The sequence below is a fragment of the Psychrobacillus sp. FSL K6-2365 genome (assembly GCF_038003165.1).
In the GTDB taxonomy this organism is placed as follows: domain Bacteria; phylum Bacillota; class Bacilli; order Bacillales_A; family Planococcaceae; genus Psychrobacillus; species Psychrobacillus psychrodurans.
Genome location: NZ_JBBOOO010000001.1, coordinates 3315403 through 3341478, shown reverse-complemented (window position 1 = coordinate 3341478; position 26076 = coordinate 3315403). Strand labels below are relative to the sequence as shown.

The following is a 26076-nucleotide window of genomic DNA, read 5'->3' as shown; positions in this document are numbered from 1 at the left end:
TAATAAATATTATGGAGGGGTCCAAATGAGTAAATCGAAATTATGGTCATTTTTGCTACTGATGTTCGTTGCACTTACTGTAGTACTTGCTGCGTGTTCATCTGACGATTCATCAGACGGCGATACAAAAAAAGATAATGACGAGGGCACGACAGAAACTGCTGAAGAAAAAGTATTAGTCTTCGGTCGTGGGGGTGACTCGGTTACACTAGATCCAGCAGGTGCTACGGATGGTGAATCGTTTAAAGTTACACAAAACGTATTAGAAACACTATTGAACTTTGGTGAACAAGATACAACTATTAATGAAGGATTAGCTACAAAATGGGAGCCATCTGAGGATGGACTTACTTATACATTCACACTTCGTGAAGGAGTAAAATTCCATGATGGAACAGACTTCAACGCAGAAGCAGTAGTGAAAAACTTTGAACGTTGGGCAAATGGTTCCGAAGATCTTTTCCCGTATTATAAGTCTATGTTTGGAGGATTTGCTGGTGACGAAAGCCGCGTAATTGATTCAGTTACTGCTGAAGGAGATTACACAGTTATCTTTAAGCTTACTCGTGCTCAAGCACCTTTCTTAAAAAATATTGCAATGAGTCCTTTTGCAATTGCAAGTCCGACTGCATTTGAAGCAGCTGGCGACAAATTTGGTGATAGCCCAGTTGGTACTGGACCATTCAAATTTGTAGAATGGAAACGCAATGATTCTATTACTATTGAAAAGAATGAAGAGTATTGGAATTCAGAAGAGCCTAAATTGGATAAAGTTGTTTTCCGTGCAATTCCAGACAATTCTGCACGTTTGAACGATCTTCTAACTGGAGCAATAGACTTAGCTGATGGAGTAAATCCTTCAGATGGAAATACAGTTGAATCAGAAGCAGCGTTACAATTGTTCGAGCGTCCATCTATGAATGTTGGATACCTTGGTTTAACAAGCACTCGTCCACCGTTTGATAACCAAAAAGTTCGTCAAGCTGTAAACTATGCAATTGATAAACAAGCGATTGTTGATGCTTTCTTTGAAGGGCGCGCAGAAGTAGCCAAAAATCCTATGCCATCAACAATAAGCGGATACAATGATGATATTCCTGGATACGAATATGATCCAGAAAAAGCGAAGCAATTATTATCAGAAGCTGGTTTTGCAGACGGATTTGAAATGGAACTATGGGCAATGCCTGTTCCACGTCCATATATGCCAGATGGAGCAAAAGTTGCAGAAGCTATCCAAAAGAACTTAGCTGATGTTGGCATAACTGCTAATATCGTATCTTATGAATGGGCTACTTATTTAGAAAAAGCTAAAAATGGAGAAGCAGATGCATTCTTATTAGGTTGGACAGGTGATAATGGAGATGCAGATAACTTCATCTATGTGTTACTTGACGAAGATAATATCGGAAGCAATAACTATAGCTACTACAGTAACGAAGAGACACATAAGCTTTTAATCGAAGCACAAACAGAAGTAGACGAAGAGAAACGTAATGAACTATATAAACAAGCGCAAGAGATTATTTTTGAGGATGCTCCATGGGTTCCACTTGCACACTCAACACCTTTACTAGCGGGAGATGCAGAAATAACTAATTTCTTCCCACATCCAACTGGTTCTGATAGATTAAACAAGGTCGACTTTAAGTAATATGCTTAAGGGGGGAGGTCTTCGTGATTTCTCCCCTTTCTTTATTTTAAATTAGAGAGGTGAAGAAAATGCTTCACTATATCGGTAAACGTTTACTACAATTGATACCCGTATTACTTGGTATGACATTTGTTGTATTCATGATCATACGAGCAATTCCTGGTAATCCAGCTCAAGTAATTTTAGGACAATTAGCATCTAAAGAAGCGATAGAAGCATTGGAGATTAAACTAGGCTTAAATGAGCCTTGGTATACACAATACTTTGACTACTTAATCGGTCTCTTAAAAGGTGATTTGGGTGAATCTATGCGAACTGTTCAACCGGTTGCTGAAGAGATTTGGCCATATTTAGCTGCAACAATGGAGCTTGCTTTCTTTGCGATTATTATAGCCGTAATTATTGGAGTGAATGCAGGTATTATATCTGCTTGGTTCCAAAATTCCTGGTTTGATTATATGGCAATGATTTTAGCGCTAATTGGTGTATCTATGCCAATCTTCTGGTTAGGTTTGATGGAACAATGGATTTTTGGTGTTGAATTGCAATGGCTTCCAACGACTGGTCGAGAAGAAGTCCGGGATCCCATTAATTCCATCACTAGCTTGTATATTGTCGATACAATTATACAGGGAAGATTCGATCAACTTGGTACTGTATTAAAGCATCTAGTGCTACCAGGTATTGCATTAGCTACAATTCCAATGGCAATTATTGCACGTATGACTAGATCGAGTATGCTGGAAGTAATGAGAGCAGATTATGTTCGTACTGCTAGAGCAAAAGGTCAGAAAATGTTTTTTGTTGTATATAAACATGCATTAAAAAATGCAATCATACCGGTATTAACTGTAATTGGTCTGCAAACTGGACTCTTACTTGGAGGCGCTATTTTAACAGAGACTATATTTGGCTGGCCGGGAATCGGACGGTATATATACGAAGCTATTTCGTTCCGTGATTATCCTGTTATTCAGTCTGGTATACTGGTTGTCGCTTTTATATTTGTAATGATTAATTTATTCGTAGATATTTTGTATGGGTTAGTAGATCCGAGGATCAAATATGATTAAAAGGAGGAATAGATATGTCCGAAATGGTTCCGAATTCGACAAATGATCAAGTAATAGCACCTAAAGAAACGTCGACCGGTCCTTGGCGAGATGCATGGCGAAGTTTCCGTAAAAATAAAGGAGCACTTGCAGGAGCAGGGATTGTCTTATTCTTCGTATTTTTAGCATTTGTTGGTCCTTGGCTTGCACCACAAGGTATTAATGAGCAGCTTTTAACTGATCGCTTAAAACCACCATCTGGTCAGTACTGGTTCGGTACGGATGATTTTGGTCGGGATATATTTTCTCGGATTATTCATGGAGCTAGAATTTCTTTAGTAGTAGGATTTTTCTCGGTTATTGGTTCTGTAGTAGTCGGTAGTATTTTAGGTATTGTTGCAGGTTACTATGGGAAATGGATAGATATGATTATTTCAAGAATTTTTGATATTATGCTAGCTTTTCCAAGTATACTATTAGCAATTGCCGTAGTATCTGTTTTAGGGCCATCTTTGCAAAATGCGTTGATCGCTATTGCGATTATTAATATCCCTAACTTTGGTCGACTAATACGTTCGAAGGTTCTAAGTATTAAAGAAGAGGAGTACATAACATCTGCTAAAGCTATTGGGATGAGAGATATTCGAATTTTATTTTCTCATATTTTACCTAATTCAATGGCACCGGTTATTGTTGCAGGTACACTTGCAATTGCATCGGCCATTATTGAAGCAGCTGCATTAGGGTTCTTAGGGCTGGGTGCTCAGGCACCAGCTCCTGAATGGGGAAAAATGCTTGCGGATGCTCGTATGTATTTAAGAAATGCTCCGTGGACAATGATTTTCCCAGGACTTGCAATAATGTTAACAGTAGTAGGATTTAACTTGATGGGCGATGGACTCCGAGATGCACTAGATCCTAAGATGAAAAATTAAAATGATGCCACTTAGTATATTTGCTAAGTGGCATGTTTTATGAAAAAAACTATAAAATTTTGTTAACAATGAACCTAGTGTATTTAGCATAATAGTTTGTAGGCGATGGACAGGCAAGACTTATAAGATTCCGTGAAAATAGAGGCTGGTTGTGACGTTAGTCACGACCAGCCTCTATTAAAAATCAATCAATAAAAATATAGCCAAAAATCTGTCCGAAGCCTTTCGTAGACGATAAAAACAGGCTTTAAACTAAATGGATACTTGCCATTTTCTAATAAGGTGTTTCTTCAATCTGAACAGTTAGTTCTTCACTATGAAAGTTTTGATATGATGTGATCAGTTTATCCACATGTTCTAATTGTTCTTCATATTTTAAAATAGCTGATAGTAAATGTAAGAGGTGGTAGGAGGAAAACTCTTCTTCCATTTGCGTAATGGTAATTTGCTTGACGAAAATATCCATTACCTCTTGTCTTTGTAAAAATGCCTCCGAGTCGTTCTCCTCAATATGCTCTGGTCTTAATTTACCAATGAATTTTAAATGAAGCTGTTCATGATAGGTTAAAAGAGTATCCAATCTTTCCTTTATCATCATCCGAAAATGTTCTGGTAGATCAGTTAATTCATGCTCATGGTGATGTAATTTTTTGAGTACGTCTAAGCTTTTATAAGAAGTGGATATTAACTCGCGGTAAACAACTAATTTTCTACCCTTAGTGTGATTTGCTTTTTTTGTATACCCACGTTCTTCTTTAAAGAAAGAGTATAATTGATCGACTCTAACAAGTCTTTCCTTTAATTGATGAATTGTTTGTTTAGTTGATTGATGATCTGACGCCTGTCTAACTGCTATTCGTAGCCAACGGATTATTTCATCCTGCGTAAAGTGAATGGCATTGAAAAGTTTCTTTTCAAACTTAGGTGGCAAAAATACTAAATTCACAATAAATGCGGAGATAACTCCAACAAGCATTGCTGCAAATCGTAACAAAGCAAATACTAAAAAGTCGTCTCCCTGTATTTCCATAATCGCGATAACAGTTACTAAAGCGAGTGAGATAGTTTTCTCTAGCTTTAACTTGAGCATTAGTGTTATCGCAACTATTGCTGCAAATCCAACAGCTATATAATCATTTCCAAAAACCAAGGTGAAAACGACCGCAATGACAGCCCCTATTAAATTCCCTTGAATTTGCTCGGTTACTGTTAAATAGGACCTATAAATAGAAGGTTGAATGGCGAAAATGGCTGCTATTCCTGCAAAAACAGGAGTAGGAAGCTGAAGTAATTCGGCTAAGAATAAAGAGAACACAATTGCTACCCCAGTTTTAAATATTCGTGCTCCTAATTTCATTAAATCCTATCCTTTCGTAAAAACAGTGTACCTGATTATTAGAGTTCGGCAAAGGCATTATTAACTGCCTTTAGTGTTTCGTGAATATCTCTTTCAGTATGGGCGGTTGTTATAAACCAAGCCTCATATTTAGAAGGTGCTAAGTTAATGCCTTGGTTTAGCATTAGCTTAAAGAATTTCGCAAACATTTCACCGTCACTTGCTTCTGCTTGCACATAATTTTCTACCCTTACATCTGTGAAGTAAACGGATAGGGCTCCTTTAATCCGATTAATAGTAATGGTTACATTATTTTTCTTGGCAGCTTCTAGAATACCAGCCTCTAGAATTGCACCTAGTCTATCTAATTCATCATATAATCCCGGAGTTTGTAGAACCTCTAAACAAGCAATCCCTGCTTGCATTGACGCTGGGTTCCCTGCCATAGTTCCCGCTTGGTATGCAGGGCCTAGTGGTGCAACCTGTTCCATAATTTCTTTTTTGCCCCCGTAAGCACCAATCGGAAGTCCTCCACCAATTATTTTACCTAAAGCAGTTAAGTCAGGCGTTTGTTCTAACATCGTAGATGCCGCACCGTAATGGAAGCGGAATGCTGTAATTACTTCATCGTAAATGACTAATGCACCTTTGTCTTTTGCGATTTTATGAACTAGAGGAAGGAAACCTTCATTTGGCTCTACCATACCGAAGTTGCCAACGATTGGTTCTACTAAAATACACGCCAATTCCTCTCCCCATTTCTCCATTGCTTCCTCATAAGCTTTTGGATCGTTGAATGGAATAGTGATCACTTCTTTTGCGATAGACTGGGGTACCCCTGCAGAATCAGGTGTACCAAGTGTCGCTGGGCCAGAGCCAGCCGCAACTAGTACTAAATCGGAATGTCCATGATAGCAACCAGCAAATTTCATAACTTTTGTTCTACCAGTGTAGGCACGAGCAACTCGAATTGTTGTCATAACTGCCTCTGTCCCCGAGTTAACAAAACGAACTTTATCCATAGAAGGAATAGCATCCTTTAACATTTTGGCAAAGGTTACTTCATGTTTAGTTGGGGTACCATATAATAGACCTGTTTGTGCAGCTTTTGTGATGGCTTCCGTAATATGAGGATGTGCATGACCAGTAATTATAGGACCGTATGCAGCTAAATAATCGATGTATTTGTTGCCATCAACGTCATAAAAATAAGCACCTTCTGCTCTTTCCATTACGATTGGTGCTCCACCGCCTACAGCTTTATATGATCTTGATGGACTATTTACACCACCAACTATATGTTCTAATGCCTCTACTTGTATCATTTCTGATTGTGTTTGTTTCAATTTAATTGCCTCCGCTCAGTTTGTTTGCCGATAGAAAGTATACCTTTACTATCCAATTATTGTCTAGTGTATTTCTTCTTTAAGTTCTCTTTAATTGTAGACAATTATAAGGAAAAATGCTAAGAAAATTGAACATAGAGACTAACTTCGATACGATATATATAGGAGGGATTATGATGGAAAAACTAGAAGGCTTGATAGCACCTAACTTTTCGTTGAAAAATGAAAAAGGAGAAATTGTTTCATTAAAAGATTTTGCAGGAAAGAAGTATGTAGTTTTATATTTTTACCCAAAGGATGCTACACCAGGCTGCACAACAGAGGCATGTGATTTTAAAAATGCATATACGAGTTTCACTGATTTAAATGCAGTTATTCTTGGAGTTAGTGCGGATGATGAAAAGGCTCATACAAAATTTATAAATAAGCATGGCTTGCCATTTTCTCTTTTAGTGGATGATACGCATGAAGTTTCCGAAGCTTATGGAGTATGGAAGTTGAAAAAGAATTTCGGAAAAGAATATATGGGTATTGAACGTTCTACTTTTTTAATCGATCCTACAGGGACGATCGTAAAAGAATGGAATAAAGTCAAAGTCGATGGACATGTCGAGGAAGCACTACTTACATTAAGATCATTAGTGACTGAAGGGCAATAAGTATGAAAATATTGTTTTCTTTTTTACCAAAACAGGAGCAACAGGTTGAATTAATAAGAAAGTTTCCAAATGCAGAATTTGTATTTCAAAAAGGTCTAAATGAAGAATTATTAATATCATCACAAATTCTAGTTACTTATGGAGAGGACTTATATGCAAGTCATCTTGAAAAAGCTGAACAGCTAAAATGGATAATGGTTGCTTCAGCTGGACTAGAAAAAATGCCGCTACAGGAAATTGCAAATCAAGGTATTGTCGTTACTAACGTGCGTGGAATTCACAAAACACCTATGGCTGAAACAATTTTAGCTCATATACTTTCTATTAAAAAGTCACTGCCGTTAATCAATGAAAATCAGCGTAACGGGGAGTGGTCTAAGCGAGTATTCCCTAATGAATTATTAGGTTCTACTGCGATAATATTAGGTCCAGGTGCTATAGGAGGGGAAGTTGGTCGAATACTGATGGCTTTTGGGGTACATACTATTGGATGTAATAGCAGTGGACGCCCCGCTCCATTTATGGAAGAAGTAGTTACCTTTGATAAATTAAATGAAGTCTTGCCAAAAGCAGATATTGTTATTTCGATTCTACCCAGCACGACACAAACAGTTAGGCTAATCACATACGAGCATTTACAGTCTATGAAACCTACAGCGATCTTTATGAACTTTGGACGTGGAGATGTGGTGAATGAAGAACATCTAATACGTGCATTAAAAGAAGAACAAATTGCATATGCTGTTCTAGATGTATTTGAGAAAGAACCACTTACAGAGGGACACCCATTTTGGAGTATGAACAATGTTATCGTTTCTCCGCATGTCTCTAGTCATTCTTCTCAATATGTGGTGCGGGCATTGCAAATTTTTTCAAGGAATTTAAACGCTTGGTTGGATCAAAAGCCACTTGAGAATGAGATCGACTTGGAAAAAGGCTACTAATCTATGTATTTCTTTCCTAAGGATGTAATAAGTTTGACAGTTCATACATTTTTTAATTATACTTATTGTAACAATTATAATCAAAGAATGAATATGAAAAGAGGTGCATTGCGATGACGGAAGTACATTTAAGAGATGCTTTAGATACATTAAAATCGACTGGTGTACGAATTACGCCTCAACGCCATGCGATACTGGAATTTATTATCCAATCTATGTCACATCCCACAGCGGACGATATATATAAAGCACTAGAAAGTAAATTTCCTAGCATGAGTGTTGCAACGGTGTATAATAACTTACGTGTTTTTAGAGAAGCAGGACTTGTAAAAGAGTTAACCTATGGGGATTCCTCTAGTCGTTTCGATTTTGTTACAAACGATCATTATCATATGATTTGTGATACTTGTGGCAAAATAGTTGATTTTCATTACCCAGGATTAGATGAAGTAGAACATTTAGCTTCTCATTTAACTGGCTTTGAAGTAAGTTATCATCGAATGGAAATATACGGTGTTTGTCCAACATGTAAAGAACATGCAACTAAAGTCCAATAAGCAATACCGAGCGTAGAATGAGACGCTCGGTTTTTTTTATTTGGCTCTGTTAAGAAAAAGGTTAAACATTTTTGCTACATGATGGTTAATACTAGATGCTATTTTCAAAAGTTAGATGAGCAAAATTAAGTTATAACTAGATATACTATTACTCATAACCCAGACCAACATATAGTGATGGTCTATTTTTATGTCCAATTGTCAAAGAGATTTTGGAGGTGCAATTTGAAATGTTACACTTAAACTAAAGTGGAAAGTTAGGTTATTAAGAGTAGAAGGAATTGGCAACCTCTTTATAGAAGTATTAATTCTTAGCTAGTATTTAGGGGAGGGGATTCAATGAAGGTAGAAAAAATATATGGTGAATTACCTATATTAGAAACAGAACGTCTTATTCTTAGAAAAGTCACTTTAGAAGATATTGAAGATATGCATCTATATGGTTCGGATGAAGAAGTATCTAAGTATGTAACTTGGAATACCCACGAAACAATATCTGATACAACAAAATTTGTGGAATTTGTATTGAATAAATATGAAAACAAGCAGGTTTCACCGTGGGGAATTGAATACAAGGAAAATGGAAAGTTTATCGGGACTATCGATTTTGTGTGGTGGCAACCTAATCATAAAATTGCTGAAATCGGTTATGTTATTTCTAAAAACTATTGGGGAATAGGCTTAACTACTGAAGTAACAAAGGAAATCATAAAATTCGGTTTTGAGGAAATGGATTTAGTTCGTATTCAAGCAAGGTGTGATGTAGAAAATATCGGCTCAGCACGAGTAATGGAAAAAGCAGGAATGACTCTTGAAGGAGTAATTAGAAATGGTATATTTGTAAAAGGAAAACATCGAGATTTAAAAATGTACTCTATATTAAAAGAAGAGTTTTAATCATTCTGTAAAAAATGGTGATAAAATTTCTTTTTCAACCACCGGATGCTTTACTTCAAGTAGGAGTAAAGCCTTTTTTCTTATTGAAATAGTGATACAAGGGAGATAATTATGGGATATAAGTTTGAAATTATGACACAGGAACAAGCGGAAGAAATTGCATTTAATTGGCACTATGATGCTGAGTATTCTTTTTACGATATGATGGCAGATAAAGAAGATTTAGTTGAGTTCTTAGACTCCCAAAAACGAGGTGACTCAAATTTCATTGTTACTAAAGACAATGATATTATAGGTTTCTTTAGCTTTACTAAAGTAGCTATAAATACTATTGATATAGGGATAGGGTTGAGACCAAATCTAGTTGGTAAGGGAAACGGAATGGGATTTTTAAAAGCAGGGATAGATTTTGCTGAATCAATATATAAGCCCCAAAAAATAACGCTATCAGTAGCAACTTTCAATCACAGGGCAATAAAAGTTTATAGAAGAATTGGATTTGAAGAAGTTGATACTTATATGCAGGATACAAATGGAGATAGTTTTGAATTTTTGAAAATGGTTTATCAATGCAAAATTAGATAGTAGGTTTTATTCAACTAACTGGAGCTTTGCTTCTAGGTTGGGTAAAGCTGCTTTTTTTCTTATTGAACTATAGAAGCAAGTAAGTTGAACAAAGCAGTTTAGTTCAATAAGAGGTATTATTATACAACTGTCGAATTAGTTGTTACGTAGGGACAATTTAGTCCGCATTTGAGGGGGAGTTATGTTGAGAAAAATACTTCTTTTGCTATTTTCAATGATTTTACTTGCAGCTTGTTCAAATCAAGAAACTATTAAAGCTACTGGTGAGGGAAATTTATGGAATGCACATCTAATATACGAAATAACCGATACTCATCTTTTAGATAGAGGAGGAATTGAATATACAGGTGATGAGGAACTTCTATATGTCACTTATTCGGTAGTTACTGATGAAGGTGGACGTACTGGTGAAGTTGAGCCTCAAGAAGAACAAACAGCAATATCCTTTGGAACGAGCGGAGGGAATAATCCCCCGGCTACTAAAGATGAAGCAATTATATCGTTAAACCATGCTACTATTGAAATTACTTGGCGAACTAATACAGGTGAATATGAAGAACAAATTAACCTTAAAGTAAATTAGTACTGACGAAACTTTTATTGACATATTCGGTCTTCCACTAAGTGTGTGCAATAGATTGAGGGGGAGTGAAATCCTATCCCTTTTTTATTTTCCAAGAAGTTATCAAGGTATTAGTATAGAAATCACTGATTATTAAGGGGTTCGTTATGGAAATTTCTTTAATTAGACATGGTAAATCACAATTGATAGAAAATGACAAAATAATTTTTGCAGAGTTTAAGAAGTGGGTTGAAAAATATGACTTTAACGGAGTATTTGAAGAAACAATATATCCCAAAGTGACAATTGAAAAAGTAGCAGCTGCAAAGGTTGTAGTTACAAGTGATTTAAAAAGGTCTATTATCTCAGCAAGCTTATTAAAACCAAAAACAAAAACAATTTCTGATCCTTTATTTCGCGAAACAGAATTACCTACTCTCGCTAATCCAACAATATTATTTAATGTAAAATTAAAGCCAAATAACTGGGCAGTCATTTTAAGACTACTATGGTTTAGTGGCTATTCAATTGAATGCGAGTCTTTTAGCAAGGCGAAATTGAGAGCAAAGAAGGCTTCACAACAATTAATTGAATATGCCAATGAACATGAATCAGTAGTTTTAGTTGGTCATGGTTTTTTTAATATGTTAATCGCCAAGGAATTGCGAAAAATGGGTTGGAAAGGCAAAAGAAAAGCTGGTGCAAAGCACTGGAATTGTACAACATATTCTGCGTTGAACTAAAGTAGGGTTTCACAGCATTAAGAAGAGACTCTTATGTGATAACGGTACATTTTAGTTAATGGGCTACAAATGAAATTTTATAAATTTATATAGGAAATTAATTAATAATTGGAACTTCTATATGTGTTGAACGTATAAAAGTAAATTGATAGGTGAATGAAAAATAAGGAGTTGATAATCCTTGATATTTTACGCAGAAGTCCTACGCACAGTTTCAATAGTTATACTTATGATTAGTTCTTCTTTCTATCTTCGGCATTTGGTAAAAACCAAAAAACAACGGAAACTTTCAGTCTTTGAATTTACAATGTACGCAACCATTCAGATTGCATATATCCTCTTTGCAATTAGTTTATTGATTACTGTATTCGTTAAGTGATCGGGAAGTTTAGAAGAAATTGTGTATGTATAAAAAAATTGGTCGCATGATTTCTACGACCAATCTTGTAATGCTTATTTTGCAGGTTGCGTTCCAAGTCCGTCATCTAAAACAATAGGCTTGAATCCACTTTCTGCTGCTTCAAGTTTACGTTTAAGGCCCCAGAAGAATCCGATAATGATTATTACGGTTACTACTATAGCTGCTATATAAGAAGTTTGCATCGATAAGTTAAACCCAATTTTAGCATTGAAGATATACGTAAATGTAGCCATTGTGATGAATGTTGCAGGTATTGCTGCAATCCAGAAATTTTTCTTTTGGAGTGCTAGGTACATTGCGCCAACCCAAAGTGCAATTGCTGCTGTGGATTGGTTAGCCCAAGAAAAGTATCTCCATAGGATTGTAAAATCTACTTGCGTAAGTGCAATCGAAATGACAAACATAGGTATCGCTATAACGAAACGTTTTGATGCTTTCTTCTGTGCCATCCCGATATAATCTGCAATGATCATACGGGCACTGCGGAAGGCAGTATCTCCGGAAGTGATCGGCAGAACAACAACTCCTAATACAGCAATTGTTCCAACTACAGCTCCAAGAGTTGTTACAGATACTTCTTTAACAATACCAGCAGTACCTACTGTATTTAGTAATGTATTTAAATCTTGACCATTGAAAATTGACATTGCAGCTGCTGCCCAAATCATAGCAATTATTGCTTCTGCAATCATCATTCCGTAGAAGATATAACGTCCTTGAGACTCTCCTTGTGTTGTACGAGAAATTATTGGTGATTGTGTTGCATGGAATCCCGATAATGCTCCACAAGAAATAGTTAGGAACAACAATGGGAAAATAGGTAAGTTATCTGGATGCATATTTTGGAATGATAGTTCTGGAATAGTATATCCTTGAATCAATAAAGCTGCTCCGATACCTATAGCACTGATAAGTAAAAGTGCTCCGAAGATTGGATAGAAACGTCCGATAATCTTATCAACTGGTAATATAGTTGCTAAGATGTAATAAGCGAAAATAATAATAATCCAAACACCGACGGACATCCAACCTTTCGTCAAGTCGCCTAGAAGTGCTGCTGGAGAAGAGACGAAAACTGTACCAACTAAAACTAATAGTAATAGTGCGAAAACGTTTACAACATGTTTGAAAGCTTTTCCTAAAAACTTCCCAGCAAGATCGGGTAAATGTGCCCCTTTGTTACGTAAGGAAATCATTCCTGTTAAATAATCATGAACTGCCCCTGCAAATATAGCACCGAGAACAATCCAAAGAAAAGCGATTGGTCCGTATAGTGCACCCATAATTGGACCGAAGATAGGACCAACTCCAGCTATATTTAATAATTGGATAAGTGAGTTTTTGTTTTTAGACATTGGAACGTAATCGACACCATCGGCAAGTGTATAAGCAGGTGTTTTACGTTGTTCCTTCACACCAAAAACCTTTTCTACGTATTTACCGTACGTGAAGTAAGCTACTATTAACAACACGATGGAAACTAAAAAAGTAATCATTGTCTTCCTCCTAAACTAATTAGTGTTTACAATTATCAGTCTATTTTAAAAACTCATGTAATAGTTAATTTAGGTGTGAGATGTTAAATTTTCCGTTTAAGATGTATAAATATCACCTTTACATGTTGTGTTCCTACATTTCTAGCAGCTCCCTTAATTCCTTGACATAATTTCTGCTTAAAGGAATTTGTTCTGAAATCCCGTTTACACGAACATGATAGATACTTGAACTCCATGTAGAAACCTCCACAATTTGATGAACATTCACTAAAAAGCTTTTATGTGTCCGGAAAAAGTGGTGATTTGTTAGTTTTTCTTCTAACTCCTTTAATGTATATTTGGAGGTAAATTCTCTTTTTGCGGTTCGAATAACCGTTTCTCTGTCATTACGCGAAATATACAAGATAGAACTAGGTTCTATATAAATAATACGATCATCTTCGTGTACTGCGAGTTTAAGTATTGCAGAGGGTGATACGGATGTTTTTGTAGTTGAATGAATTCGAGTCATCGTCTCCTTTAACCGTTTTTCCTCAAATGGTTTTAATAAATAATCAAATGCATTTGTCTCAAAAGCATCAAGTGCATAATTTGGAAACGCTGTTGCGAATATAATTATAGGAGGTTTTTTCATCTGCTTCGTAATCCTAGCAAACTCTATACCGTTCATCCCAGTCATTTCTATATCGACAAACACAATATCTGGTTCATATTTAGCCACAAGGAGTAGTCCGCCTTCAGCAGAGTCTGCTTCTGCAATTATTTCTATTTCTTTATAAGTAGAAAGTAAGAAAGCTAGTTCTTCACGGCTAAATCGTTCATCATCAATAATAATTGTTTTATAGGTCATGAAGTTCTTTTCACCCCTTGTTCATCATCTTTTGGGATAAAGAAGTAAATCTCTGTCCCGTTATCACTGCTTTTAATAGTAAGTCCTTCTGAGCGGTGAATCATTTTTTTGAGTCTTTGATGCAAGTTATAGAGACCAATTCCTGTACCATTTTCAGATTCTACCTTATCACTTAGGAGGGTGGATCTTCTAGATTCATTCATCCCCTTGCCATTGTCTACTACGGAAATATGGATGTAATACTGTTCATATCTAATAGTGATTTGAATTAAACCATCTTTTTTAATCTTTTGTAGTCCATGCTTAAACGAGTTCTGTACCAAAGTAAGAATAGCCATCGGTGGAATTGAGTATCTGAGAGTGTTTGAATCAATGGAATATTTCACTTGAATCCGATCACCAAATCTTGCTTCTTCTATTAATAAATATGACTTGATGAGTTCGACTTCTTCTTTTAGTGTAACCAAACCAGCTGTTGAGCTTTCTACGTTCTGCCGTATATAATTTGCAAGTGAAATTAATAAGCTACGTGCACGATCAGGATTGGTACGTATTAGAGAAACGATTGTGTTCATTGCATTGAACAGGAAATGGGGATTAACCTGTGCCTGTAATGCTCGTATTTCAGCTTCTTTTGCAAGTTCCTGTAATTGATCTAGTTCAGATAATTCTAATTGGTGGCCAAACATGCTTGTTAATCCTTGGACAAGCTCTATTAAGGAAGGAGTTAGCAAATTCTCGTTATGTACATAAATTTTTAATGTAGCCACTGTTCTATTTTTAATCTTAATAGGGGCAATTATTGCAGCACCCAAAGAACAATTGGGATGATTACATAAAATTTCATTTTTCCCTATAGATAGCATGTGACCTGACTGTATAACTTGTCTCGTTGATTCGGTTTGAATAGGACTTCCAGAGCTGTGATGATTACTTTCCATACCGACATGAGCTAAGATGGTATCCTTATTTGTCATAGAAACTGCAAGAGATGCAGTTTTGGAATAGATTAACTCACATACTTTTTCAGCCGACTGGAAAGTTAAACCTCCTCTAAGATGATCTAATGTCGTTTCAGCAATTTGTAAAGCTTTTTGAGCGCCATTAGCCTCCGTTCTTTCGTCATCCTTTAAGACACTTCTTATTATAAGAATGAAAAGAGCAGAGCCAATGCCATTTGTTACAATCATAGGGACCATTATTTCTTTTACTAAAATAACGGCTTGAGAGTATGGATCGGCGACTAACAAAATGACAATCATTTGAATAGTTTCTGTTGCTGTACCAACTATTAGGGCAGTCCAAGGCGAGAGGAGAGTTTGTTTACGCAGCTTAGTTCCGATTAGACCTGCTATTAAACCAGCGAGAATGGTTGCAACTCCACATGCAACGGCTGTAAAACCACCAAGAAAGAAGCGGTGCACCCCAGCAATTACTCCCGCTCCAAAACCAATTCGGAACCCCCCCAGTAAACCTCCAACAACCACTCCGAGAACGCGAGAATTAGCAATAGCCTCTTCATTATTTAAAGCTCTAGACCAGCGATCTTCCGTATTTTCAAATGGATTTACAATAATTCCAGTATAAGTGCCTATGATTCCGAATAATCCGAATATTAAAGTGAGAACTATTCTCTGTTTTGTAGACATTTGCGTATGATAATCAAATAACTTTCGGAAAAACTTAAATCTCGTTAAGAGAAAAGCGATTGTCGCAATAATAGCTAAGCGCTCAATCAAAGAAACGATTAACAAATAATCGACCTCCTTTTATATTAAGTTTATTCTATACTAATAAGAGCATATAAAAAACACTTTGCAAAAAGCAAAGTGCTAAGTTATCTTTTTTTATTCAATGCTTCATCAAATTCTTTTCCTTCAAGATTCGGGTCTAGCGTTAATGGTTCTTTACAGTACATGCACATGTCTACTCTACCTAAAACTTTAGTATGTTTGCCGCAGTTAGGACATACAACTGGTACTGCTTTCGTGGATAATAATCCTATCCATCCATAGACTGCAGTACTTGCTAAAATAGATAGTAAACCTAGTGTCACGAAGATGGTAACTAATATGCCATTATCTTTAAAGAATATTGCACCATACATTATGATAAAACCAAAGAATATAAGTCCTAGTGCAAAGGAACGTATACGATTTATTTTGTTTTTATAGGGTTTCATTTTTCAACCTCCTAATTTCTACATACACTATATCATATTTTAGTATAAAGTTATGTTTAGAAACAATTATAGAAGGAAATCTAGAAAAGTTGTCGAAAATTTATAAGAAGAAGGAAATAAAGGAGGCTTCATTTTGGAAGCATTACTGAGACCGATTTATCAAGAAAGAGCCAGTGAACCTAATACGCTAGGTATTATTTTAGTAGAGAAAAGGGCAGAATTTAGCCCTATTACTGATATGTTTGATTCTATTTTATTTATCATAACGAAAGACTCATCTGTACCTGTATTCACAAAGCATTACACGTATGGAGATAAAAAAACTGCACTACATATAATAACAGAGAAGCAGCTAAGAAAGTGGCTACTATTGGGGACTAATCCGAAGATGGTGGATTGGTTGATCAATGGTCGTGTGGTATTTGATCGAAATGAATATGTGGAAAGTTTGAAGCAAGAGCTATACGTGTTCCCGATAAATGGTAGAAAAGCTCGTATGGGTATTGAGTTTGCTAAACTAACAAGAAGATACTTAGAAGGTAAATTATTTTTTGAACAACATAACTATTTAGATGCTTATAATCATATGGTAGATTCTTTACATCATTTGGCTCGACTTGCTGTTTTTGAAAATGGCATGCATCCAGAGGTGATGGTATGGAAGCAAGTAAAGCAATTAGATCCTTCTATTTATAAATTGTATGATGAGTTAATCTCAAGTGAGGAAACTTTAGAAAAAAGATTAGAACTTCTATTCCTAGCAAGTGATTTCTTAATCCATTCCCGTACAAAGGATGGAGCACAGCACATTGTAGAAGTATTAGGATTAAAAGAGTTTTGGACTATCCAAGAAATTCATGAGCAAGAAGAACTTAAAAACTACTCTGTAGATTTAGAGGTTTTCATCGAGTTTCTAATAGATAAAGGATATATTTTAATTGAAAAACAACAAACAAAAAGCAATGAAATCATGCACAGATACTACAAAGTAAGGATGTAGAAACAACACATAAAAACGGACAATTAAATTTGTTCGTTTTTATTGTTGACATATGATTTTATTTCGTGCTATTATAATAAGCGTCGTCAAAAGCAATACAAACTATTTCAAGTAAATAGAACGAAAAAGTTTTTGAAAAAACTTCTTGACACTTGGTTGATACGGTGGTAAATTAGAGAAGTCGCAAAAAACGACACAGCAAATTGAACATTGAAAACTGAACATGCAAAACGTTAAGAAATATAGCTTATCAACTAACTTTGTTAGTCTGATAGCAAAACAATTTTGACATCATTAAATGATGATGCCAGCAAAACAAAATGAGCTTTTAAACTAGTTCTATTTGTTGGATTTCGAGATGCAAGTAGTTCGAGGAAACAAGTGAGTGAAAGAGGGAGCGTACTAACGTACGTGACCGACTGAGCGAACGAAGTTGACGAAGAAATGCGCCGCATATCGGAAGCCAACTATTATGGAGAGTTTGATCCTGGCTCAGGACGAACGCTGGCGGCATGCCTAATACATGCAAGTCGAGCGAATGACGAAGAAGCTTGCTTCTTCTGATTTAGCGGCGGACGGGTGAGTAACACGTGGGCAACCTGCCCTGTAGATTGGGATAACTCCGGGAAACCGGGGCTAATACCGAATAATCCATTTCCTCACATGGGGAGATGTTAAAAGACGGCATCTCGCTGTCACTACAGGATGGGCCCGCGGCGCATTAGCTAGTTGGTGAGGTAACGGCTCACCAAGGCGACGATGCGTAGCCGACCTGAGAGGGTGATCGGCCACACTGGGACTGAGACACGGCCCAGACTCCTACGGGAGGCAGCAGTAGGGAATCTTCCACAATGGACGAAAGTCTGATGGAGCAATGCCGCGTGAGTGAAGAAGGTTTTCGGATCGTAAAACTCTGTTGTGAGGGAAGAACAAGTACGAGAGTAACTGCTCGTACCTTGACGGTACCTCATTAGAAAGCCACGGCTAACTACGTGCCAGCAGCCGCGGTAATACGTAGGTGGCAAGCGTTGTCCGGAATTATTGGGCGTAAAGCGCGCGCAGGCGGTCCTTTAAGTCTGATGTGAAATCCCACGGCTCAACCGTGGAAGGTCATTGGAAACTGGGGGACTTGAGTACAGAAGAGGAAAGCGGAATTCCAAGTGTAGCGGTGAAATGCGTAGAGATTTGGAGGAACACCAGTGGCGAAGGCGGCTTTCTGGTCTGTAACTGACGCTGAGGCGCGAAAGCGTGGGGAGCAAACAGGATTAGATACCCTGGTAGTCCACGCCGTAAACGATGAGTGCTAAGTGTTAGGGGGTTTCCGCCCCTTAGTGCTGCAGCTAACGCATTAAGCACTCCGCCTGGGGAGTACGGTCGCAAGACTGAAACTCAAAGGAATTGACGGGGGCCCGCACAAGCGGTGGAGCATGTGGTTTAATTCGAAGCAACGCGAAGAACCTTACCAGGTCTTGACATCCCGCTGACCGGCCTAGAGATAGGCTTTTCCCTTCGGGGACAGCGGTGACAGGTGGTGCATGGTTGTCGTCAGCTCGTGTCGTGAGATGTTGGGTTAAGTCCCGCAACGAGCGCAACCCTTGATCTTAGTTGCCAGCATTCAGTTGGGCACTCTAAGGTGACTGCCGGTGATAAACCGGAGGAAGGTGGGGATGACGTCAAATCATCATGCCCCTTATGACCTGGGCTACACACGTGCTACAATGGACGGTACAGAGGGTCGCAACCCCGCGAGGGTGAGCAAATCCCATAAAACCGTTCTCAGTTCGGATTGTAGGCTGCAACTCGCCTACATGAAGCCGGAATCGCTAGTAATCGTGGATCAGCATGCCACGGTGAATACGTTCCCGGGCCTTGTACACACCGCCCGTCACACCACGAGAGTTTGTAACACCCGAAGTCGGTGGGGTAACCCTTACGGGAGCCAGCCGCCGAAGGTGGGACAGATGATTGGGGTGAAGTCGTAACAAGGTAGCCGTATCGGAAGGTGCGGCTGGATCACCTCCTTTCTAAGGATAATATCGGAATACGAATTTTTATTCGTATCTTAACGTTTTGCAGTTCAGTTTTGAATGTTCATATTATATATGGAAATTCAAAGAGGGCCTATAGCTCAGCTGGTTAGAGCGCACGCCTGATAAGCGTGAGGTCGATGGTTCGAGTCCATTTAGGCCCACCATACCTTTTTAAATTTCGGGGCCTTAGCTCAGCTGGGAGAGCGCCTGCCTTGCACGCAGGAGGTCAGCGGTTCGATCCCGCTAGGCTCCACCAAATTATCTTATTTGCTCCTGCGATTATTTGTCGCGAAGGAACAAAACCATTGTTCTTTGAAAACTGGATAAAACGACATTGAAACAATAAACAACAAGAAATTCAAGTTATGATTATTTACGTAATCATGACGTGTAAGACTTTTTAACTTTTAGGTTAAGTTAATAAGGGCGCACGGTGAATGCCTTGGCACTAGGAGTCGACGAAGGACGGCACTAACACCGATATGCTTCGGGGAGCTGTAAGTGAGCTTTGATCCGGAGATTTCCGAATGGGGAAACCCACTGTTCGTAATGGAGCAGTACATTTGCGTGAATACATAGCGCATCTGAGACACACCCAGGGAACTGAAACATCTAAGTACCTGGAGGAAGAGAAAGAAAAATCGATTCCCTGAGTAGCGGCGAGCGAAACGGGAATAGCCCAAACCAAGAGGCTTGCCTCTTGGGGTTGTAGGACACTCTACATAGAGTTACAAAGGAATGAGTTAGACGAAGCGATCTGGAAAGGTCCGCAGGATAGGGTAAAAGCCCCGTAGTCCAAAATTCATTCTCTCTTGAGTGTATCCTGAGTACGGCGGAACACGTGAAATTCCGTCGGAATCCGGGAGGACCATCTCCCAAGGCTAAATACTACCTAGTGACCGATAGTGAACCAGTACCGTGAGGGAAAGGTGAAAAGCACCCCGGAAGGGGAGTGAAATAGATCCTGAAACCGTGTGCCTACAAGTAGTTAGAGCCCGTTAATGGGTGATAGCGTGCCTTTTGTAGAATGAACCGGCGAGTTACGATTACATGCAAGGTTAAGTTGAGAAGACGGAGCCGCAGCGAAAGCGAGTCTGAATAGGGCGAATGAGTATGTGGTCGTAGACCCGAAACCAGGTGATCTACCCATGTCCAGGATGAAGGTAAGGTAACACTTACTGGAGGTCCGAACCCACGCACGTTGAAAAGTGCGGGGATGAGGTGTGGGTAGCGGAGAAATTCCAATCGAACCTGGAGATAGCTGGTTCTCTCCGAAATAGCTTTAGGGCTAGCCTCAAACGTTAGAATCTTGGAGGTAGAGCACTGTTTGGACTAGGGGCCCATCCCGGGTTACCGAATTCAGACAAACTCCGAATGCCAATGATTTATGTTTGGGAGTCAGACTGCGAGTGATAAGATCCGTAGTCAAGAGGGAAACAGCCCAGACCACCAGCTAAGGTCCCAAAGTATTTGTTAAGTGGAAAAGGATGTGGCGTTGCTTAGACAACCAGGATGTTGGCTTAGAAGCAGCCATCATTTAAAGAGTGCGTAATAGCTCACTGGTCGAGTGACGCTGCGCCGAAAATGTATCGGGGCTAAACAAATCACCGAAGCTGTGGATTGATACCTTTGGTATCAGTGGTAGGAGAGCGTTCTAAGGGCGTTGAAGTCAGACCGGAAGGACTGGTGGAGCGCTTAGAAGTGAGAATGCCGGTATGAGTAGCGAAAGACGGGTGAGAATCCCGTCCACCGTATGACTAAGGTTTCCTGAGGAAGGCTCGTCCGCTCAGGGTTAGTCGGGACCTAAGCCGAGGCCGATAGGCGTAGGCGATGGATAACAGGTTGATATTCCTGTACCACCAAACCACCGTTTGAGTAATGGGGGGACGCAGAAGGATAGGGTAAGCATGCTGTTGGTTATGCATGTCCAAGCAGTAAGGTGTGAATGTAGGCAAATCCGCATTCTATAACATTGAGCTGTGATGGCGAGGACGTATGTCCGGAGTTCCTGATTTCACACTGCCAAGAAAAGCCTCTAGCGAGGTGATAGGTGCCCGTACCGCAAACCGACACAGGTAGTCGAGGAGAGAATCCTAAGGTGAGCGAGAGAACTCTCGTTAAGGAACTCGGCAAAATGACCCCGTAACTTCGGGAGAAGGGGTGCTCTTTTGGGTGCATAGCCTAGAAGAGCCGCAGTGAATAGGCCCAGGCGACTGTTTAGCAAAAACACAGGTCTCTGCAAAACCGTAAGGTGAAGTATAGGGGCTGACGCCTGCCCGGTGCTGGAAGGTTAAGAGGAGTGCTTAGCGCAAGCGAAGGTGCGAATTGAAGCCCCAGTAAACGGCGGCCGTAACTATAACGGTCCTAAGGTAGCGAAATTCCTTGTCGGGTAAGTTCCGACCCGCACGAAAGGCGTAACGATCTGGGCACTGTCTCAACGAGAGACTCGGTGAAATTATAGTACCTGTGAAGATGCAGGTTACCCGCGACAGGACGGAAAGACCCCGTGGAGCTTTACTATAGCTTGATATTGAATTTTGGTGCAACTTGTACAGGATAGGCAGGAGCCTTAGAGCCCGGAGCGCCAGCTTCGGAGGAGGCGTCGGTGGGATACTGCCCTGGTTGTATTGAAATTCTAACCCATACCCGTAACCCGGGTAGGAGACAGTGTCAGGCGGGTAGTTTGACTGGGGCGGTCGCCTCCTAAAGTGTAACGGAGGCGCCCAAAGGTTCCCTCAGAATGGTTGGAAATCATTCGAAGAGTGTAAAGGCAGAAGGGAGCTTGACTGCGAGACCTACAAGTCGAGCAGGGTCGAAAGACGGGCTTAGTGATCCGGTGGTTCCGCATGGAAGGGCCATCGCTCAACGGATAAAAGCTACCCCGGGGATAACAGGCTTATCTCCCCCAAGAGTCCACATCGACGGGGAGGTTTGGCACCTCGATGTCGGCTCATCGCATCCTGGGGCTGTAGTCGGTCCCAAGGGTTGGGCTGTTCGCCCATTAAAGCGGTACGCGAGCTGGGTTCAGAACGTCGTGAGACAGTTCGGTCCCTATCCGTCGTGGGCGTAGGAAATTTGAGAGGAGCTGTCCTTAGTACGAGAGGACCGGGATGGACACACCGCTGGTGTACCAGTTGTTCTGCCAAGAGCATCGCTGGGTAGCTATGTGTGGACGGGATAAGTGCTGAAAGCATCTAAGCACGAAGCCCCCCTCAAGATGAGATTTCCCATTACGCAAGTAAGTAAGATCCCTCAAAGACGATGAGGTAGATAGGTTCGGGGTGGAAGCGTGGCGACACGTGCAGCTGACGAATACTAATCGATCGAGGACTTAACCAAATTTTGTTTAACGTAACAATGTCGTTTATCCAGTTTTGAGAGTACAAAAAAGTATAAAAAAAGCTTGAATTAATTTCTAGTTTTGTTATAATAAATATTGTCTTTCAAATTAATAATGTCTAGTGATGATGGCGAAGAGGTCACACCCGTTCCCTTACCGAACACGGAAGTTAAGCTCTTCAGCGCCGATGGTAGTTGGGGGTCTCCCCCTGTGAGAGTAGGACGTCGCTAGGCTGTATTATTCCGAAGTAGCTCAGTGGTAGAGCAATCGACTGTTAATCGATCGGTCGTAGGTTCGAGTCCTACCTTCGGAGCCATTTTAGGAGAGCTGTCCGAGTGGCCGAAGGAGCACGATTGGAAATCGTGTAGGCGGGTTAAACTGTCTCAAGGGTTCAAATCCCTTGCTCTCCGCCAGATAAGTTTTCTACATAAAAGTATGGCCCCTTGGTCAAGCGGTTAAGACACCGCCCTTTCACGGCGGTAACACGGGTTCGAATCCCGTAGGGGTCACCATTTATTTCAATTAAGTTGACACAGAGATACGAAGCTTATCTTATGTAAAATTAGGAAAAGGCAGTAGATCAAGGAAGCAATTGAGAGAATGAAGGAGCGTACTTATGTACGTGACTGATTGAACGAATGAAGCTGAAGCAGAGATGCGAAGCTTATCGTAATTTTACCCAGGAGGATTAGCTCAGCTGGGAGAGCATCTGCCTTACAAGCAGAGGGTCGGCGGTTCGAGCCCGTCATCCTCCACCATTTCTTTAAGAAATAAATTAGTAAGCATTCTATTGTCGCGGGGTGGAGCAAATCGCTTTACGAAGCAAGCGATTAACATCGATGCAGGCGTCAGCCGAAGCAGGTGTCCTACTTTTTTCAAGCGTAGTATCCTGGTGTTTGTAAGTATATTATTGTCGCGGGGTGGAGCAGTGGTAGCTCGTCGGGCTCATAACCCGAAGGTCGCAGGTTCAAATCCTGTCCCCGCAACCAAATGGTCCCGTGGTGTAGCGGTTAACATGCCTGCCTGTCACGCAGGAGATCGCCGGTTCGATCCCGGTCGGGACCGCCATTTATTTTATTTGAGATTTGAGATAAGCAAGAGGATCGAGGAAGCGATTGAGTGATGGAAGGAGCGTACTAAAGTACGTGACTGACTGAACGAATGAAGCTGACAAAGAGATTCGCAGCCTAGCACAAATCGAAGTAGGCTCAGTAGCTCAGTCGGTAGAGCAAAGGACTGAAAATCCTTGTGTCGGCGGTTCGATTCCGTCCTGAGCCACCATATTTATACGCCGGAATAGCTCAATTGGTAGAGCAACTGACTTGTAATCAGTAGGTTGAGGGTTCAAGTCCTTTTTCCGGCACCACTATACTGGTGGGGTAGCGAAGTGGCTAAACGCGGCGGACTGTAAATCCGCTCCTTCGGGTTCGGCGGTTCGAATCCGTCCCCCACCACCAGTTTTTATTTAGGGGCATAGTTTAACGGTAGAATAGAGGTCTCCAAAACCTTTGATGTGGGTTCGATTCCTACTGCCCCTGCCAAATTATAAGTTAACTTTGAATAATGGCGGTTGTGGCGAAGTGGTTAACGCACCGGATTGTGATTCCGGCATTCGTGGGTTCAATTCCCATCAGTCGCCCCATATTCCTTAGTAGTTAGCTCTTTTTTTATTTGTGGCGGTCGTGGCGAAGTGGTTAACGCATCGGATTGTGATTCCGACACTCGGGGGTTCAATTCCCCTCGTCCGCCCCATTGGGGTATAGCCAAGCGGTAAGGCAATGGATTTTGATTCCATCATGCCCTGGTTCGAATCCAGGTACCCCAGTTTTTTGCGGAAGTAGTTCAGTGGTAGAACACCACCTTGCCAAGGTGGGGGTCGCGAGTTCGAACCTCGTCTTCCGCTCCATTACTTAATTATGGCGGCATAGCCAAGTGGTAAGGCACAGGTCTGCAACACCTTTATCACCGGTTCAAATCCGGTTGCCGCCTCCAAATTTTATAATAACTGCCTAGTAGTATTTTATTTTGCCGGTGTGGCGGAATTGGCAGACGCGCGGGACTCAAAATCCCGTATCCTCTGGATGTGTCGGTTCGACCCCGACCACCGGTATTATTATGTGTTTTGCGTCAATATACGTAAAATTAAAGACACCCATTAACACTGTTAAATCAGCGTTAATGGGTGTCTTTTGTGTAGAGAGAAAAAGAAAGAGTTTTGAACTGAACTTCCACATGCATCAAAAATAACCTAGTCCTAAAAGGAATTTAAGAGAAGGTTAAGTTGAATAAAAATCTGTATTACTGTCACAATATCTCTGGAGCCTCTATTAAAATGTTAACAATACGGTGATCATCGTATGATATACTTTAGTAAACATTTTGGAGGGTTATCCGCTTGAGTACTAATTTTGAAGTGAAAAGAAATACCCACCTTTCTAAGCAACAGGTATATGATGGTTTGATTGATCTGGATGCTGCTAATTACTGGATGCAGGGGCTTGTAGGTATTGAACGATTGGATGTTGGACTAATGCAAGTGGGCAGTGAGTGGAAGGAATCTAGAAAGATGTTTGGACAAGTGGCTACGGAACATTTTGAAGTTGTTGAACTCAATGAGCCAGATAAAATTGTTCTTCGCTGTGATGGTAAGAAAGGAACAACTGGTAAAGGAGAATATATTTTTACCTATAAAGTAACTTCATCTGATAACCTTACGGAGATAAAGTTAATCGGAGAAATAAAAGGTCTCACAGGCATAACTAAACTTTTTGGTAAAATGATGGCTGGCACCTTTAAAAAAGCTTCTGCAAAGGATTTAGACGCATTGATAGCATTTTTAGAGAGATAATTAGTAGCAGCAGTCTTTATATGTTTTAGTGAACTTTAGTTATAAAATCTGTTAACGGTCATGTAGGTATTATTCAAATCAATTTAGATTGAAAGTTATAACTAGTAAACACTATATTGAATTGATTTAATTTTCAATCTTTATTACAATGATGAAGAAGGTTTGCGAGTTTTGAATGGTACAAGGCTATTTAAATTTAAAATGAATTAAATTGGGGGAGAATTATGGGGAGATTAGTTCATTTCGAAATTCATGTGGATGACATGGACCGTGCAAAAAAGTTTTATGGAGAAATATTTGGGTGGACATTTGAAGACTGGACTGATTATGCGGGGCTTCCTTATTTTGGGGCTATTACTGGCGATGCAAGTCAGCCTGGTATTGATGGGGCTTTAATGAAACGTCAAACACCTCCACCAGGACAACATCAGCCTATGAATGGCTTCTCTTGTACACTGGGCGTGGAAGATTACGATTCAACGGAAACTAAAATACTAGAGTATGGTGGACAGGTGGCAATGCCAAAGTATGCTCTGCCTGGAATGGCTTGGCAGGGATATTATTCTGATACTGAGGGTAATGTTTTTGGGATTCATCAGCCTGATAAGAATGCAAAGTAAAATCTATAAAGTAAGGAAG

19 protein-coding genes, 18 tRNA genes and 3 rRNA genes are annotated in these 26076 nt (G+C 39.8%); 34 read left to right on the top strand and 6 right to left on the bottom strand.

Annotated features, from left to right (window positions below):
* Window positions 1-25: 25 nt before the first annotated feature.
* From MKY29_RS16845 to nikC, 3 genes are all read left to right on the top strand, one after another.
* A complete protein-coding gene (locus MKY29_RS16845) occupies window positions 26-1654 on the top strand; it encodes an ABC transporter substrate-binding protein (RefSeq protein WP_241598524.1) in 1629 nt (542 codons plus the stop codon).
* 68 nt (window positions 1655-1722) lie between these two features.
* A complete protein-coding gene (locus MKY29_RS16840) occupies window positions 1723-2727 on the top strand; it encodes an ABC transporter permease (protein WP_241598527.1) in 1005 nt (334 codons plus the stop codon).
* Window positions 2728-2741: 14 nt separating this feature from the next.
* Window positions 2742-3641, top strand: coding sequence for a nickel transporter permease (nikC, locus tag MKY29_RS16835; RefSeq protein WP_090568504.1), 900 nt, complete (start codon window positions 2742-2744; stop codon window positions 3639-3641).
* A 274-nt stretch (window positions 3642-3915) separates the two neighbouring features.
* On the opposite strand, the gene MKY29_RS16830 is transcribed toward nikC, so the two are convergent.
* Window positions 3916-4998, bottom strand: coding sequence for an FUSC family protein (locus MKY29_RS16830; RefSeq protein ID WP_090568508.1), 1083 nt, complete (start codon window positions 4996-4998; stop codon window positions 3916-3918).
* 38 nt (window positions 4999-5036) lie between these two features.
* Entirely contained in the window at window positions 5037-6323 is a 1287-nt protein-coding gene (locus MKY29_RS16825) for a glutamate-1-semialdehyde 2,1-aminomutase (protein ID WP_276517595.1), read from the bottom strand.
* Window positions 6324-6499: 176 nt separating this feature from the next.
* On the opposite strand from MKY29_RS16825, the gene bcp reads away from it, so the two are divergent.
* From bcp to MKY29_RS16790, 7 genes are all read left to right on the top strand, one after another.
* Window positions 6500-6982: a thioredoxin-dependent thiol peroxidase gene (gene bcp / locus MKY29_RS16820; RefSeq protein WP_090568515.1), complete on the top strand. Its 483-nt coding sequence runs from the start codon at window positions 6500-6502 to the stop codon at window positions 6980-6982.
* Between the two features lie 2 nt (window positions 6983-6984).
* Window positions 6985-7926 (top strand): D-2-hydroxyacid dehydrogenase, encoded by a 942-nt coding sequence (locus tag MKY29_RS16815; RefSeq protein ID WP_340880341.1) that lies wholly within the window; start codon window positions 6985-6987, stop codon window positions 7924-7926.
* Window positions 7927-8039: 113 nt separating this feature from the next.
* Window positions 8040-8483, top strand: coding sequence for a peroxide-responsive transcriptional repressor PerR (gene perR, locus MKY29_RS16810; RefSeq protein ID WP_139176021.1), 444 nt, complete (start codon window positions 8040-8042; stop codon window positions 8481-8483).
* 339 nt (window positions 8484-8822) lie between these two features.
* A complete protein-coding gene (locus tag MKY29_RS16805; protein ID WP_241598531.1) occupies window positions 8823-9380 on the top strand; it encodes a GNAT family N-acetyltransferase in 558 nt (185 codons plus the stop codon).
* A gap of 111 nt (window positions 9381-9491) precedes the next feature.
* On the top strand, window positions 9492-9965 hold the full coding sequence (locus MKY29_RS16800; RefSeq protein ID WP_340880340.1) for a GNAT family N-acetyltransferase: 474 nt from the start codon (window positions 9492-9494) through the stop codon (window positions 9963-9965).
* A gap of 184 nt (window positions 9966-10149) precedes the next feature.
* Window positions 10150-10548, top strand: a complete 399-nt coding sequence (locus tag MKY29_RS16795) for a hypothetical protein (protein ID WP_340880339.1) — start codon at window positions 10150-10152, stop codon at window positions 10546-10548.
* A 146-nt stretch (window positions 10549-10694) separates the two neighbouring features.
* Window positions 10695-11270 carry a histidine phosphatase family protein gene (locus MKY29_RS16790; protein WP_340880338.1) on the top strand — a complete coding sequence of 192 codons (576 nt, stop codon included), beginning with the start codon at window positions 10695-10697 and terminating at the stop codon, window positions 11268-11270.
* A 453-nt stretch (window positions 11271-11723) separates the two neighbouring features.
* On the opposite strand, the gene MKY29_RS16785 is transcribed toward MKY29_RS16790, so the two are convergent.
* The 4 genes from MKY29_RS16785 to MKY29_RS16770 all read right to left on the bottom strand — a co-directional run bounded on the left by MKY29_RS16785 (window position 11724) and on the right by MKY29_RS16770 (window position 16219).
* A complete protein-coding gene (locus tag MKY29_RS16785; RefSeq protein ID WP_340880337.1) occupies window positions 11724-13187 on the bottom strand; it encodes a carbon starvation CstA family protein in 1464 nt (487 codons plus the stop codon).
* A gap of 133 nt (window positions 13188-13320) precedes the next feature.
* The gene (locus MKY29_RS16780) at window positions 13321-14037 is read right to left on the bottom strand and encodes a LytR/AlgR family response regulator transcription factor (protein WP_093495052.1); all 717 of its coding nucleotides are present in this window, start codon (window positions 14035-14037) and stop codon (window positions 13321-13323) included.
* Window positions 14034-15791, bottom strand: a complete 1758-nt coding sequence (locus tag MKY29_RS16775) for a LytS/YhcK type 5TM receptor domain-containing protein (RefSeq protein WP_340880335.1) — start codon at window positions 15789-15791, stop codon at window positions 14034-14036. The genes MKY29_RS16780 and MKY29_RS16775 overlap by 4 nt, the downstream gene beginning before the upstream one ends.
* An 83-nt stretch (window positions 15792-15874) precedes the next feature.
* Window positions 15875-16219: a YgzB family protein gene (locus tag MKY29_RS16770; RefSeq protein ID WP_093495050.1), complete on the bottom strand. Its 345-nt coding sequence runs from the start codon at window positions 16217-16219 to the stop codon at window positions 15875-15877.
* 133 nt (window positions 16220-16352) lie between these two features.
* Between MKY29_RS16770 and MKY29_RS16765 the strand changes: the two genes are divergently transcribed.
* The 24 genes from MKY29_RS16765 to MKY29_RS16650 all read left to right on the top strand — a co-directional run bounded on the left by MKY29_RS16765 (window position 16353) and on the right by MKY29_RS16650 (window position 26057).
* Window positions 16353-17219, top strand: coding sequence for a nucleotidyltransferase-like protein (locus MKY29_RS16765; RefSeq protein WP_093495049.1), 867 nt, complete (start codon window positions 16353-16355; stop codon window positions 17217-17219).
* A 469-nt stretch (window positions 17220-17688) separates the two neighbouring features.
* A 16S ribosomal RNA gene (locus tag MKY29_RS16760) occupies window positions 17689-19243 on the top strand.
* Between the two features lie 93 nt (window positions 19244-19336).
* Window positions 19337-19413, top strand: a tRNA-Ile gene (locus MKY29_RS16755).
* A gap of 16 nt (window positions 19414-19429) precedes the next feature.
* Window positions 19430-19505: transfer RNA gene (locus MKY29_RS16750), tRNA-Ala, on the top strand.
* A 154-nt stretch (window positions 19506-19659) separates the two neighbouring features.
* Window positions 19660-22588, top strand: a 23S ribosomal RNA gene (locus MKY29_RS16745).
* A gap of 118 nt (window positions 22589-22706) precedes the next feature.
* Window positions 22707-22822, top strand: a 5S ribosomal RNA gene (gene rrf, locus MKY29_RS16740).
* Together the 16S, 23S and 5S rRNA genes with 18 tRNA genes alongside form the textbook arrangement of a ribosomal RNA operon.
* A gap of 8 nt (window positions 22823-22830) precedes the next feature.
* Window positions 22831-22905, top strand: a tRNA-Asn gene (locus MKY29_RS16735).
* 5 nt (window positions 22906-22910) lie between these two features.
* Window positions 22911-23002, top strand: a tRNA-Ser gene (locus MKY29_RS16730).
* A gap of 24 nt (window positions 23003-23026) precedes the next feature.
* Window positions 23027-23101 (top strand) — tRNA-Glu (locus tag MKY29_RS16725).
* Between the two features lie 170 nt (window positions 23102-23271).
* A tRNA-Val gene (locus MKY29_RS16720) sits at window positions 23272-23347 on the top strand.
* A gap of 156 nt (window positions 23348-23503) precedes the next feature.
* Window positions 23504-23578 (top strand) — tRNA-Met (locus MKY29_RS16715).
* 3 nt (window positions 23579-23581) lie between these two features.
* Window positions 23582-23657: transfer RNA gene (locus tag MKY29_RS16710), tRNA-Asp, on the top strand.
* A 137-nt stretch (window positions 23658-23794) separates the two neighbouring features.
* Window positions 23795-23870 (top strand) — tRNA-Phe (locus tag MKY29_RS16705).
* 9 nt (window positions 23871-23879) lie between these two features.
* Window positions 23880-23955 (top strand) — tRNA-Thr (locus MKY29_RS16700).
* A 7-nt stretch (window positions 23956-23962) separates the two neighbouring features.
* Window positions 23963-24046, top strand: a tRNA-Tyr gene (locus MKY29_RS16695).
* Window positions 24047-24056: 10 nt separating this feature from the next.
* Window positions 24057-24130, top strand: a tRNA-Trp gene (locus MKY29_RS16690).
* 25 nt (window positions 24131-24155) lie between these two features.
* Window positions 24156-24231 (top strand) — tRNA-His (locus MKY29_RS16685).
* Between the two features lie 34 nt (window positions 24232-24265).
* Window positions 24266-24341 (top strand) — tRNA-His (locus MKY29_RS16680).
* Between the two features lies 1 nt (window position 24342).
* Window positions 24343-24414: transfer RNA gene (locus tag MKY29_RS16675), tRNA-Gln, on the top strand.
* Window positions 24415-24420: 6 nt separating this feature from the next.
* A tRNA-Gly gene (locus MKY29_RS16670) sits at window positions 24421-24495 on the top strand.
* 12 nt (window positions 24496-24507) lie between these two features.
* Window positions 24508-24581 (top strand) — tRNA-Cys (locus MKY29_RS16665).
* 35 nt (window positions 24582-24616) lie between these two features.
* Window positions 24617-24699 (top strand) — tRNA-Leu (locus MKY29_RS16660).
* 285 nt (window positions 24700-24984) lie between these two features.
* On the top strand, window positions 24985-25437 hold the full coding sequence (locus tag MKY29_RS16655; RefSeq protein WP_093496436.1) for an SRPBCC family protein: 453 nt from the start codon (window positions 24985-24987) through the stop codon (window positions 25435-25437).
* 224 nt (window positions 25438-25661) lie between these two features.
* Window positions 25662-26057: a VOC family protein gene (locus tag MKY29_RS16650; RefSeq protein WP_093496437.1), complete on the top strand. Its 396-nt coding sequence runs from the start codon at window positions 25662-25664 to the stop codon at window positions 26055-26057.
* Window positions 26058-26076: the final 19 nt, after the last annotated feature.

Bases quoted from the DNA above. Each gene is read 5' to 3' on its own strand.
- MKY29_RS16845 (WP_241598524.1), top strand. From the start codon at position 26: ATGAGTAAATCGAAATTATGGTCATTTTTGCTACTGATGTTCGTTGCA.
- MKY29_RS16840 (WP_241598527.1), top strand. From the start codon at position 1,723: ATGCTTCACTATATCGGTAAACGTTTACTACAATTGATACCCGTATTA.
- nikC (WP_090568504.1), top strand. From the start codon at position 2,742: ATGTCCGAAATGGTTCCGAATTCGACAAATGATCAAGTAATAGCACCT.
- MKY29_RS16830 (WP_090568508.1), bottom strand. From the start codon at position 4,998: ATGAAATTAGGAGCACGAATATTTAAAACTGGGGTAGCAATTGTGTTC.
- bcp (WP_090568515.1), top strand. From the start codon at position 6,500: ATGGAAAAACTAGAAGGCTTGATAGCACCTAACTTTTCGTTGAAAAAT.
- MKY29_RS16815 (WP_340880341.1), top strand. From the start codon at position 6,985: ATGAAAATATTGTTTTCTTTTTTACCAAAACAGGAGCAACAGGTTGAA.
- perR (WP_139176021.1), top strand. From the start codon at position 8,040: ATGACGGAAGTACATTTAAGAGATGCTTTAGATACATTAAAATCGACT.
- MKY29_RS16805 (WP_241598531.1), top strand. From the start codon at position 8,823: ATGAAGGTAGAAAAAATATATGGTGAATTACCTATATTAGAAACAGAA.
- MKY29_RS16800 (WP_340880340.1), top strand. From the start codon at position 9,492: ATGGGATATAAGTTTGAAATTATGACACAGGAACAAGCGGAAGAAATT.
- MKY29_RS16790 (WP_340880338.1), top strand. From the start codon at position 10,695: ATGGAAATTTCTTTAATTAGACATGGTAAATCACAATTGATAGAAAAT.
- MKY29_RS16785 (WP_340880337.1), bottom strand. From the start codon at position 13,187: ATGATTACTTTTTTAGTTTCCATCGTGTTGTTAATAGTAGCTTACTTC.
- MKY29_RS16780 (WP_093495052.1), bottom strand. From the start codon at position 14,037: ATGACCTATAAAACAATTATTATTGATGATGAACGATTTAGCCGTGAA.
- MKY29_RS16770 (WP_093495050.1), bottom strand. From the start codon at position 16,219: ATGAAACCCTATAAAAACAAAATAAATCGTATACGTTCCTTTGCACTA.
- MKY29_RS16650 (WP_093496437.1), top strand. From the start codon at position 25,662: ATGGGGAGATTAGTTCATTTCGAAATTCATGTGGATGACATGGACCGT.